At 34.2% G+C, this 12,209-nt stretch carries 13 protein-coding genes and 1 pseudogene; 11 read left to right on the plus strand and 3 right to left on the minus strand.

The features are described from left to right. The coding region (locus B3J44_RS18930; protein WP_286970546.1) for a GxxExxY protein at nucleotides 1-222 on the plus strand (222 nt) is incomplete at its 5' end. Between the two features lie 160 nt (nucleotides 223-382). After that, entirely contained in the window at nucleotides 383-1,843 is a 1,461-nt protein-coding gene (gene rpoN / locus B3J44_RS18935; protein ID WP_278020264.1) for an RNA polymerase factor sigma-54, read from the plus strand. Nucleotides 1,844-1,908: 65 nt separating this feature from the next. On the opposite strand, the gene B3J44_RS18940 is transcribed toward rpoN, so the two are convergent. Together B3J44_RS18940 and B3J44_RS18945 are read right to left on the minus strand one after the other, a co-directional pair. Beyond that, a complete protein-coding gene (locus tag B3J44_RS18940; protein ID WP_198855416.1) occupies nucleotides 1,909-2,328 on the minus strand; it encodes a hypothetical protein in 420 nt (139 codons plus the stop codon). Nucleotides 2,329-2,372: 44 nt separating this feature from the next. Continuing rightward, entirely contained in the window at nucleotides 2,373-2,963 is a 591-nt protein-coding gene (locus tag B3J44_RS18945; RefSeq protein ID WP_095928508.1) for a thymidine kinase, read from the minus strand. 236 nt (nucleotides 2,964-3,199) lie between these two features. Here B3J44_RS18945 and B3J44_RS18950 point away from each other — a divergent pair, with 236 nt between their 5' ends. From B3J44_RS18950 to B3J44_RS18990, 9 genes are all read left to right on the plus strand, one after another. Beyond that, nucleotides 3,200-4,258 carry a hypothetical protein gene (locus B3J44_RS18950; RefSeq protein ID WP_286970555.1) on the plus strand — a complete coding sequence of 353 codons (1,059 nt, stop codon included), beginning with the start codon at nucleotides 3,200-3,202 and terminating at the stop codon, nucleotides 4,256-4,258. A gap of 45 nt (nucleotides 4,259-4,303) precedes the next feature. Next, the gene (rsmI, locus tag B3J44_RS18955) at nucleotides 4,304-5,020 is read left to right on the plus strand and encodes a 16S rRNA (cytidine(1402)-2'-O)-methyltransferase (protein ID WP_091494668.1); all 717 of its coding nucleotides are present in this window, start codon (nucleotides 4,304-4,306) and stop codon (nucleotides 5,018-5,020) included. Between the two features lie 191 nt (nucleotides 5,021-5,211). Next, nucleotides 5,212-5,556 (plus strand): HopJ type III effector protein, encoded by a 345-nt coding sequence (locus B3J44_RS18960; RefSeq protein ID WP_008465164.1) that lies wholly within the window; start codon nucleotides 5,212-5,214, stop codon nucleotides 5,554-5,556. A 223-nt stretch (nucleotides 5,557-5,779) separates the two neighbouring features. Next, nucleotides 5,780-7,483 (plus strand): single-stranded-DNA-specific exonuclease RecJ, encoded by a 1,704-nt coding sequence (gene recJ, locus B3J44_RS18965; RefSeq protein ID WP_286970562.1) that lies wholly within the window; start codon nucleotides 5,780-5,782, stop codon nucleotides 7,481-7,483. Beyond that, entirely contained in the window at nucleotides 7,470-8,753 is a 1,284-nt protein-coding gene (locus B3J44_RS18970; RefSeq protein ID WP_286970571.1) for an MFS transporter, read from the plus strand. The genes recJ and B3J44_RS18970 overlap by 14 nt, the downstream gene beginning before the upstream one ends. After that, nucleotides 8,754-9,668 (plus strand): alpha/beta fold hydrolase, encoded by a 915-nt coding sequence (locus B3J44_RS18975; RefSeq protein WP_286970573.1) that lies wholly within the window; start codon nucleotides 8,754-8,756, stop codon nucleotides 9,666-9,668. A gap of 160 nt (nucleotides 9,669-9,828) precedes the next feature. Beyond that, nucleotides 9,829-10,185: a hypothetical protein gene (locus B3J44_RS18980; RefSeq protein WP_286970576.1), complete on the plus strand. Its 357-nt coding sequence runs from the start codon at nucleotides 9,829-9,831 to the stop codon at nucleotides 10,183-10,185. 96 nt (nucleotides 10,186-10,281) lie between these two features. Next, nucleotides 10,282-10,638, plus strand: a complete 357-nt coding sequence (locus B3J44_RS18985) for a hypothetical protein (protein WP_111425144.1) — start codon at nucleotides 10,282-10,284, stop codon at nucleotides 10,636-10,638. A gap of 83 nt (nucleotides 10,639-10,721) precedes the next feature. Beyond that, the gene (locus B3J44_RS18990; protein ID WP_286970591.1) at nucleotides 10,722-11,933 is read left to right on the plus strand and encodes a cytochrome c3 family protein; all 1,212 of its coding nucleotides are present in this window, start codon (nucleotides 10,722-10,724) and stop codon (nucleotides 11,931-11,933) included. Nucleotides 11,934-12,026: 93 nt separating this feature from the next. On the opposite strand, the pseudogene B3J44_RS18995 reads toward B3J44_RS18990, so the two are convergent. Further along, nucleotides 12,027-12,209 (minus strand): annotated as a pseudogene (locus B3J44_RS18995) (UDP-2,3-diacylglucosamine diphosphatase); the annotation flags it as partial.

The raw sequence follows: 12,209 nt of genomic DNA on the forward strand, positions 1-12,209 counted from the left end.
GACGGAATTGAATTTAGCGAAGGCTTAAGATTAGATTTACTGATTGAAGATTCTATAATTATAGAAATAAAAGCAGTTGAACAAATGAATCCGGTTTGGGAAGCTCAAATTATAAGTCAGTTAAAATTACTGAATAAAGATTTAGGCTTTTTAATTAATTTCAATGTTCCGCTGATAAAGAGCGGTATTAGAAGATTTATAAATACAAAAAAAGTATTTTAAAACTCTCAGTAAAAATTAGAACACAAACAATAATTTTGTGTCTTAACGCTTAGTAATAAAATAAAAAACTTTGTGTCTTAGTTCCTTTGTGGCAAGAAACAAAAAAACAAATAAAACTTTGTGCCTTCGCGCCTCAGTGGCAAAAAATAGCGCCTTAACTATGCTCAAGCAATTTTTAAATTTAAAATTATCCCAAAAATTATCTCCACAGCAAATTCAGCTGATGAAGTTAATTCAATTGCCTACGCAAGCTTTTGAACAGCGTTTATTAGAAGAAATGAACGAAAATCCAGCGCTTGAAGCTGGAAAAGAAGACGATTACGAAGCTGATGAATACGCTAATGAAGACTATGACGATTATGATGATGCAGAATCTGACAGAATCGAAGCAGACGACATTAACATTGACGAATACTTAAGCGACGACGATACACCTGATTACAAAACTCAGGTAAATAATTATAGTGACGATGAAGAGCGCGAAACACCTTTTGCAGCTCCAATAAGTTTTCATCAGGATTTAATCAATCAGCTGAATACTTTTATTTTGAATGATGAAGAGCGCGAAATCGCTGAATTCTTAGTGGGAAGTATTGATGATATGGGTTACATCCGCAGAAGCATTCCGGATATTGTAGACGACATGGCTTTTACTCAGGGAATTTACACTGATGAAGCAATGGTTGAAAAAATGTTGACCGTAATTCATGAGCTTGAACCTTCTGGAGTTGGCGCACGGGATTTACAGGAGTGTTTGCTTCTTCAATTAAAGCATAAAACTCCAACCGAATATGTTGATTTAGCGATCGACATTATCGAAAATCAGTTTGATGCTTTTACGAAGAAACATTACGATAAGCTTTTGCAAAAGTACAGTGTTTCTAACGAACAGCTTAAAAAAGCAATTCACGAAATTGAAAGATTAAACCCAAAACCGGGTGGTTCTTTTGCTGGAAACAATAAAGTAACAGAAAACATTGTTCCAGACTTTGCCATTAGAATTATAGATGGCGAATTAGAACTGACTTTAAACGGTCGTAATGCTCCATCTCTGCACGTTTCTAAAGATTATCAGGAAATGATGCAGACATACAAAGAATCTCGTGATAAATCGACTGCTCAGAAAGATGCCGTTCAGTTTATCAAACAAAAGCTAGATTCGGCAAAATGGTTTATCGATGCAATTAGACAGCGTCAAGAAACCCTTTTTGTAACGATGAATGCAATTATGCATTATCAAGAAGAATATTTCTTAGACGGTGACGAAACCAAACTAAAACCAATGATCTTAAAAGATATTGCAGATATGGTTGGTTTAGACATTTCGACGATTTCACGTGTTGCCAACAGTAAATATGTCGAGACACCATATGGAACAAAACTAATTAAAGAATTCTTCTCTGAAGCGATGAAAAACGATCAAGGAGAAGATGTTTCAACTCTTGAAATCAAAAAAATTCTTCAAAACACAATTGAAGAAGAAGATAAGAGAAAACCGCTTCCAGATGATCAATTGGCAGAAATCTTAAAAGAAAAAGGTTACCCAATTGCTAGAAGAACAATTGCTAAATACCGTGAACAACTTGATATTCCGGTAGCGAGAATGAGAAAGAAGATTTAATTTTTTACAATAAAAAAACCCGACAGATTTTAAAAGACCTGTCGGGTTTATTTTTTGCTCTTAAATTATTTGTATTGATCTGGCTGTATTCTAACCTCAAACAAAAACGCTTTCTTTTTGTCGCTATAGTGATAAATCAAATCATAATCGTTTTCTCTAAAAACTTTAAGTCCTGGATTTGCCTTTGCTGTACTAATCAAGCTTTTTTCCATTTCTTCCTGAATTACATTTATATCGGCAGTTTCTTTTACAACATTCAACAATGTCAAATTATACTGAACTACTCGGCCTTCAGGCAAACTTACACTGTCTAGTCGCATTCCTTCCTGAATATTTAACGGACAGCTTTTATTATATTTTGCCACCAATTCTACCACTTCAGTATTTACTTCATCTGCATTTTCGGCAAGATAAAACTGAAAATAAGCTACAAAAGCTAATGCAATCCCAATCAATATCAATAATAAAATATTCTGTTTTCTCATACTTTTCATTTTTATTAAAAGGCTTTTATAAATGTAATTTAAATTTATTTTTCCTGATTTTTTTTCATAGCATTAAAATACGCTGCACGGCTAAGTGGCTCATATTCTTCGGTTTCGCCAAGCATAACTAATTTATCATTGGCAGTTTTTCTAAAACTATAATTGGCTAGATTTCCTGTGCGCGTACAAACAGCATGAACTTTCGTTACATACTCGGCAGTTGCCATAAGTCCGGGCATTGGACCAAACGGATTTCCTTTAAAATCCATGTCTAAGCCGGCTACAATTACACGAATTCCTTGATTTGCCAAATCGTTACAAACCGTTATAATTTCGTCATCAAAAAACTGAGCCTCGTCAATTCCAATTACATCACAGCCTTGAGCTAAAATCAAGATATTAGCCGCTGCAGGAACTGGCGTAGAACGAATTTCGTTGGCATCGTGCGACACAACCATTTCGTCATGATAACGGGTATCAATAGCGGGTTTAAAAATTTCGACTCTTTGTTTGGCAAATTGGGCGCGCTTTAATCTTCGAATCAGCTCTTCGGTTTTACCCGAAAACATTGATCCACAAATAACTTCAATCCAACCAAATTGTTCTTTGTGATTTACTGTATTTTCGAGAAACATTTTGTATTTTTCTACCTTTAAAAATGAATAGTTTTTATTACTTTGTACTGGCAATAAATTGATGTAAAAATGTGTTGTTTTACATTTTTTCAAAAGTAGAAAATTTTTATCAAACCTTAAATTCGCGAAAGCGTATTAACAGAAATAAAAAATTATCTTTTGAATTTCCTTAAGAATAGAAACATTCAGACATCAAATACACTAAAATACCTTATTCACTATAATTTTCAACAGTTATGAAAAAAAAATTGGAAGCTGATTTAATTAGCATTGCACATCGAATTTTAAAACTAAAAAACAAATCCGATATCAATCAATTGTACCTTGAAACTCAGAAATTATACGAGAAATTAGCAGTATTAAAATTTGTTGAAGAGAATTTCGACTCTGCAAAACCAACAATCGGGCAAAGCGATATCACTTCTGAATTGGAAACTATTTTCGAAAAAGAAGATGCAATTCCAGCTATAATTGAACTTGAAGCTCCTACTGAAGAAAAAGTAATTGCGCTTGAAGAATCTTATGAACCAGAAATTTCAGAAGAAAAAGCTGTTGAACCAATTATTGAAGTTGAAGAACCAGTAATAAAAGAAACTCTCGAACCAATTGCCGAAATTGAAGAACCAGTTGTTGAAGAAATCATTGAGCCAATCGTTGCTGAGATTGAAGAGCCAGCTGCAGAAGAAATTATTGAACCAATTGCTGAAAAGGCAGAAGAAACTGAAAAACCTGTTGATGATCTTTCGTTTACAACTATCAATGAATTGAAGCCAATTCCAGATTTCAAACCTGCTTTCGAATTGGAAACAGAACCAATCAGAGAAGAAGTTAAAGAAGAACCGAAAATAGAGCCAAAAGCAGAAATTCCTGCACAACCAACTATTCAATTTGAAGATTTTGGTGTTAATTATGCCGATGCACAGTTTGTAAAAGTAGACAGTTTTGAAGCTGTTCCGCCAACACAAACTCCTTCTATCAGTGATTTTAAAGAACCTAAAAAAGTAGAAACTGCTATTCTTGAAACTCCTGCACAACCAAAATCGGTTAGTTTGAACGAAAAACTAGCAAGAGGTTTTCATATTGACTTAAATGACAGAATTGCTTTTACCAAAAATCTTTTCGGAAACAGCACAGAAGATTACAGCCGTGTTTTAAATCAATTAATGACTTTTGATTCTTATACAGAAGCTAAAGAATTTATCGAAAACATGGTAAAACCAGATTATAACGACTGGGAAGGAAAAGAGGATTATGCCGAGCGCTTTATGGGAATTATCGAGAAAAAATTCTCGTAAAGACATTTTCACATCTCACATTTTACATTTCACGAATAAACAACTATGTCAAAATTATATATTGTTCCAACGCCAATTGGCAATCTTGAAGACATGACTTTTAGAGCCATTCGGGTTTTGAAAGAAGTCGATTTAATTTTGGCGGAAGACACGCGCACAAGCGGAAAATTGTTGAAGCATTTTGAAATTGGCACACACATGCATAGCCATCACATGCACAACGAACACAAAACAACTGAAAACTTAATTGCTCGTTTAAAAGCCGGCGAAACTATCGCTTTAATTTCAGACGCCGGAACTCCAGCAATTTCAGATCCAGGTTTTTTATTAACGCGCGCTTGTGTCGAAAATAAAATCGAAGTCGAATGTCTTCCTGGAGCAACGGCATTTGTTCCTGCTCTAGTAAACAGCGGACTTCCAAATGACAAATTTGTTTTTGAAGGTTTTCTGCCTGATAAAAAAGGACGTCAGACCAGATTTTTGGCTTTAGCCGAAGAAACCCGAACGATGATTTTATACGTTTCTCCGCATAAACTCGTTAAGACTTTAGCTGAATTTGTCCAATATTTTGGAGAAGACAGACAAGTTTGCGTTTCGAGAGAATTATCAAAATTACACGAAGAAAATGTACGCGGAACAGCAAAAGAAGTTCTAGCACATTTTGAAAAAACAGCACCACGCGGCGAAATCGTGGTTGTCGTGGCTGGAAAAACAATAACAAAAGAACCTAAGAAAAGTAAGTTTTCTAAGGACGAAGAATAATTATCTATGCCACAGATTAAAAAGATTTAAAAGATTATTTTTCCGCCACGACCCGAGCGATAGCGAATAGGCGAAGCAATTACTCGAATTTCCACTAATTTAATTCGTGCAAATTGGTGAAATTTGTGGCAAACTTTTATTAATCTGTGTTAATCTTTTTAATCTGTGGCAAAAAAAATCAAATTATAATCATGAGCATTCAAGCCTTTTTAGAAAAAGTAAAACAAACTCCAACACAAATCACATTTCCTGAAACTATTGCAGTAATCGAAGAAAATTACAACTTTACTCCAACTGCTTTCCAAAACGGAACACAACATAACGCAGCAGGCGAAAATTCAGGTTCTTGCAAATTATTTTCTTTCGCAAAACTGCAAAATTTAAGCAAAGAAGAAACTTTAGCGTGTTTTGGCGCTTTTTATTTTGAAGAAGTTTTAGGCGATCCAAACGGAACGAATCACCAAAACATTAGAAATTTCATCAATTTAGGTTGGGACGGAATTCAATTTGAAGGAAATGCTTTAGAAGCGAAATAAAACAAAATATATTTCCGCCACAGATTAAAATGATTAACACAGATTAATATAAAAGTTGCCACGAATTACTCGAATTAGCACGAATTAAATTAGTGGAAATTCGAGTAATTCGTGGCAAAAAAATAATCTTTTAAATCCTTTTAATCTGTGGCAAAAAAATTACCAATCAGATTAAACGATTTCACAAATCTGAAGTCTAAAATCTAAAATCTAAAATCAACCCATGCGTTGGACTCTAAAACCAAAACCTTCTGAAGATAAGATTAAACATTTAGCGCAAGCCTTAAATGTAGAAGATTTTGTTGCAACGCTCTTGATTCAGCGTGGTATTGAAACTTTTGAAGAAGCAAAGAATTTCTTCCGACCATCATTAGAACATCTTCACAATCCGTATTTGATGAAAGATATGGACAAAGCTGTTGCCAGAATCGAACAAGCCATTCAAAACGAAGAAAACATTTTAGTTTTTGGCGATTATGATGTCGACGGAACAACAGCAGTTTCTTTGGTTTCATCCTATTTAAAATCACATTATCCAAATATTGCCACTTACATTCCTGATCGTTACGCCGAAGGTTACGGTATTTCTTATAAAGGAATTGATTATGCAGACGACAACGGAATTTCTTTAATTATCGCTCTCGACTGCGGAATCAAATCCATTGATCATATCGCCTACGCGAAAGCAAAAAATATCGATTTTATTGTCTGCGATCACCACCGTCCAGGAGAAACTCTTCCAGATGCTGTTGCTGTTTTAGATCCAAAAAGAGAAGATTGCTCCTACCCTTACGATGAATTATGCGGTTGCGGAGTTGGCTTTAAACTGATTCAGGCTTTGGGACAAAATCGAAACGAAACGATTGAGGATTTAGTTCCGTATCTGGATTTGGTTGCTACTGCAATTGCTGCTGATATTGTTCCGATTACGGGCGAAAATCGTGTTTTAGCACATTTTGGATTGAAAGTTATTAATACCGAACCGAGACCCGGAATTAAAGCTTTAACACATCAAGTAAAAAAGAAAGTTCTCGATATTACAGATGTTGTTTTTATTATTTCGCCAAGAATTAACGCAGCAGGAAGAATTAAACATGGTAATCATGCTGTTGAACTTTTAACCGAATTTGATTTTGAACAAGCACAACAATTTGCTTCTGAAATTGAACAATATAATGCAGATCGAAAAGATTTAGATAAAAAAATCACCAAAGAAGCTTTCCTGCAGATTATAGAAAATAAAGAAGAAGAACGCTTTTCTACCGTTGTTTTTCAGGAAGATTGGCACAAAGGTGTTATCGGAATTGTTGCTTCAAGATTAATCGAAACGTATTATCGCCCAACTTTGGTTTTTACTAAAAGCGGCGACAAATATGCAGCCTCTGCCCGATCTGTAAAAGGATTTGATGTTTATAATGCATTAGACGCCTGCGCCGAACATTTGGAACAATTTGGAGGCCATATGTACGCTGCAGGAATGACTTTAAAAGCAGAAAACTATCAGACCTTTAAAGAAGCTTTCGAGAAACAGGTTTCAGAAACGATCTTACCCGAAATGCTTACTCCAGAAATTGAAATCGATGCCGAAATCAATTTCTCTGATATAACACCCAAATTAATTCGAATCTTAAAACAATTCGAACCTTTCGGACCTCAAAACATGACACCTGTTTTTATGACTGAAAATGCGATTGATACAGGTTATGCTAAAACTTTGGGTGCAGAAGAAGAACATTTAAGGCTTTTTGCCAAACAAAACAATTCAGACGGAATCGCCGCAATTGGTTTCGGATTAGGAAAAAAATTAAATATTGTAAAAAATCAAAATTCGTTTCAGCTGGCTTATTCAATTGCTGAAAACGAATGGAACGGGACTGTTTCAACACAACTTATGCTGAAAGACATTAGAACAAATGGAAGAAATTAAATCAAAGAAGCCAGATCCATATCAGGCGTTACGTTATAGAGAATTCAATATATTTTTATTATTGCGTTTTGCAATGGTTTTTGCGTGGTCAATGCAATTTATTGTAATCGAATGGGAAGTTTATAGCTTGACCAAAAACCCGCTTTCTTTAGGAATTATTGGTTTAATGGAAATTATTCCTGCTGTTTCAATGTCTTTGTTCGCAGGACATATTGTAGACCAAAGAGAAAAGAAAAGCTTATTGGTAAAATGTATTTTAGGATTTTCAGTAATCAGTTTTGGGCTTTTCTTACTGACCTGGCCAAAAGTAGTTGGAGGCTGGTCTACACATATTATTTTATATTCGATTTACGCTTTAGTATTTTTCGGAGGAATCGTTCGTTCCTTTATGGGGCCAACTATTTTCTCGCTTCTTTCATTAATCATTCCTAAAAAAGTATATCCGAATGCTGCAACTTGGAGTAGTTCTGTTTGGCAAATTGGAGCCGTTATGGGACCAGCATTGGCAGGTTTCTCAATTAACTGGATTGGAGTTCATTGGTCAATGTGTTTGGTTTTCGGATTTTCAATTCTTTCGTTAATTGCCCTATCACAAATCAGCCAAAAACCGATCGTAAATCCGAAAATGGGAGAATCTATAAAAGATAGTCTTATGGAAGGTTTGACATTCGTTTTTAAAAACAAAATTGTACTTGGTGCATTATCACTTGATATGGTTGCTGTACTTTTTGGAGGTGCCGTTGCATTATTGCCCGTTTTTGCACAAGACATTTTGAAAGTGGGATCTGAAGGGTTCGGAATTTTAAGAGCCGCTCCTGCTGTAGGTTCTTTCATTACAATGCTAGTTTCTGCTTATGTGCCTTTATACGAAAATGCTGGAAAGAAACTCTTAATCGCCATTTTTGTTTTCGGATTGTCAATTATTTTATTTGGATTATCGACTTATTTCTGGCTTTCCGTTTTCGCATTATTCTTAAGCGGATTAGCTGATGGAATTTCAGTAGTTATCCGTCAGACTATTTTACAGCTTAAAACTCCAGATCACATGCGCGGACGTGTTGGTGCCGTAAATTCAATTTTTGTCGGATCTTCAAACGAATTAGGCGCTTTCGAAAGTGGTGCAACTGCCAAATTGATGGGAGCGGTTACTTCAGTTGTTTTTGGAGGAAGTATTACGCTCTTAACTGTAGTTTTCACTGCATTGAAATCTCCAACTTTCAGAAATTTAGATTTGAAAAAAGATATGGACGATCATCATAAATTAGAATAGATGAAGTCATTTTTTCTTTCTTTATTTCTAATATTTTCCTTTTTCGCAAAAGGGCAAAATCTCTATATAAAAACCTACGGAAACGAAAAGAACAAACCCTTAATTTTCATTCACGGAGGACCAAGCGGCAACGCAACCTTATTTGAAGGAACAACGGCTCAAAAACTAGCCGATCATGGTTTTTATGTTATCGCTTACGACCGAAGAGGCGAAGGAAGATCTGCAGATCCAAATGCTAAATTTACTTACGAAGAAGCTTTTCAGGATTTAAATTCAATTTATGCAACTTATCATTTAAAAAAAGCAGTTCTCTTAGGGCATAGCTTTGGTGGTTTAGTCGCGACACTTTACACCAATAAATATCCACAAAATGTGAGTGCTCTGGTTTTGGCTGGCGCATTATTTTCACAGCAAGAAACTTACGATCATATCTTAAGTTCTGTAAAGAAAATTCACTACTACGATTCTAAAACACACAATAAAATCGATTATATAGAAAAACTCGACAAGCATTCTGCAGGATATAGAAAACATTGTTTTGACTTGGCAAGTGATGAAGGTTATTTTAAAATGCCAAAACCAACAAAAGCTTCAAAAAAACTTTACGCCAATTACGAAGCTGGAGAATTTTATAAAACCAATATTAGAAATAAAAATGCACCGCTTCTCTTCTATCAAAACGAAAAGCAAAATAATATTGATACACGTCCTGTTTTAAAGAAAATCAAATCTGCTGGAGTTCCTATTTATGGAATTTACGGAAAAGATGACGGTATTTTTTCAGGGGCACAAATTAATTCTCTTAAAGCAATAACTGGAGAAAATCACTTCGCTTTTCTTGACAATTGCTCTCATTATTTATTTGTTGATCAACAATCGGCATTTATATCTAAGCTAAAAAATTGGCTGAAATAATCTTATAATGAAATAGAATTTTATAAAAAAGCAAAATCACGAACACTTTATAAATAGCTAAAAATCAAATAGTAATGTTGGTTTTTAGCTTTTTTTTATGCTTTTCTTAGTCAAGTATTAATACAAACAGTTCGTACCTTTGTGGCCTAAAAAATTTGTCATGAAAGACATCGAGCAGATATACAGAAACGATTTTGGAATTTCATTTTATTGGAAAGAAGGCAACGAAATTATATCAGATAAAGTTCAGCTACTTTTTAAACAAATGGGATTTTATTTTTCAGTTCAAGAATTAAATGAATTTCACAATTTAATCGAAGACTGCGTCACAGACCATAATAACTACGATACACGTGGCGTAAAACGCGCCTTCGATAAATTTTTATTGAAAACACCCTATGTTGCTATAGATTTAGAAATATCACCAATGGAATTAAACTCTATAAAAGACTTGGTTGATGGTTCATTATTTCGACTTAATCTCAATGAATATATCTATGGTTCGGGTATGAACTAAAGCGTGCTCAAAAAATATTTTTTCAAATTTTTATGATTTTTTTATTTAGAATTAATATAAATAATATTTATATTTGTTGAAATAAAAGGATTTACGATGAGAGAAATTGAGCAGATATATCATAACAACTTTGGAATAGCTTTTTACTGGAAAGATCACAATACTACAATTTCAGACAAGGTACAATTGGTTTTTAAAGAAACTGGCTTTTATTTTACGGTTCAGGAATTAAATCATTTTTGCGATTTGATTGAAGACAGCATGATCGAAAATGCTTGTTGCGAAGCGTGCGAAATGAAATATTCTTGCCACAAGTTTTTATTGAAAACACCGTGCAATTCTATAGATTTGGCTGTAAATATGACCGAATTAAAATCGATTAAAGATTTAGTTGAAGGTTCTTTATTTAAAATCGAATTGGATGAATATGTTTACGGAGTTGGCATGAATTAAGAAACATTCTAAATATTTTAACAGCATTTTTTCATTATTGAAATATATTTTGATTCAATTCAAAAAAAAGTATATTTACAGCAATGAAAAAAGCTGCATTTCTACTTACCATAACCATTCTGGCACTTCTTTTTGCCAGTTGCAATAATAAATCAGAGGAATACATTGATCCGCGTGGAACTGATTATGCGGGTTCAGAAAGTTGTATACAATGCCATAAAGTACAATCTGATATGGCATTCAAAAGTTCACATTTTAAAGCAACTTCTCCAGCAATTCTAGGAAATGTTTCGGGTGACTTCGATTCTAAAAATCATACTTTCATTTATGATAAAGAGACGAAATTGGTCATGGAAAAACGTGGAGACAGTTTGTACCAAGTCGTTTACAAAAATGGCAAAGAAACAGCTAAATACAAATTTGAAATTGTTTTTGGAACCAAACACGCTCAAACTTCAGTTTACTGGAAAGACAACAATACATACGAATTGCCAGTTTCTTTTTATCACTCTATAAACAATTGGGCAACAAGTCCAGGCTTTCCTGCCGACAAGCCTTATTTTGACCGAATGGTGGTAAAAGATTGCTATTCGTGCCACGCCTCAAATGCCAGCAGCCGAAGTGTAAATCAAAATTCTGAACAAAGAAATATGATGTCTATGGATGTTGAAGATATCATCAGAAAAGAAACAGTTGTTTACGGAATTGATTGCGAGCGTTGCCACGGTCCTGCAAAAAAGCATGTTGAATTTCATCTAAAAAATCCAAACGTAAAAGTTGCCAATAGCATCACGAGTTTCAAAACCTTAAACAGACAGCAAAAATTGGATGCTTGCGCGTTATGTCATGCAGGAAATGATGGAATGAAATTAAAATCGCGTTTTGAGTACAAACCCGGAGATAATTTATCAGAATTCTTTCGTGAGACTAAAAGTATTAATGATACAACAAATTTTGATGTTCATGGCAATCAGTATCGATTAATGGCTCAGAGCAAATGCTTTATAAAAAGTGATAAAATGGATTGTATTACCTGCCATAATCCGCATGAAAATGCTTCAAAAAACTTGGCTTCGTATTCTAAAATCTGCATGAGTTGCCATCAAGGCTTAAAGCACAAAGAAAGCACTTTAAAAACAATGCCAGAGAAATTATTGGCCAGTAATTGTGTAGAATGCCATATGCCGAAAAAAGCTTCTGGAGCAATTAAATTTCAGCTTTCAAACAGTAAACAACTTTCAGAATATATTCTGCGAACGCATAAAATCGGAATTTACCCAACAAACACAAAATAAAAATTTTGTTTTAAAATTTCAGCTACGGCTTTTGATTGATTTTTACCATGCTAATTTGCCCTTTTGACTTTCGACTTTTGACCTTCGACTAAACTATTTTTCGAATTTTTTAAGCTCGAATTTTTCGCCGTCAAAAACACCGTAAGTAAAATATCCGATCCAATCACCAAGATTTACATATTCGGAGTTTTCTCCAACTGGAATAATCATTGGTAAATGGCGGTGTCCGAAAATAAAATAGTTATAATGTTTAGTTTCTAGTTTTCGTTTGGCATA

This window comes from Flavobacterium sp. UBA4854, from assembly GCF_002399805.1.
Classification (GTDB): Bacteria; Bacteroidota; Bacteroidia; order Flavobacteriales; family Flavobacteriaceae; genus Flavobacterium; species Flavobacterium ginsengisoli.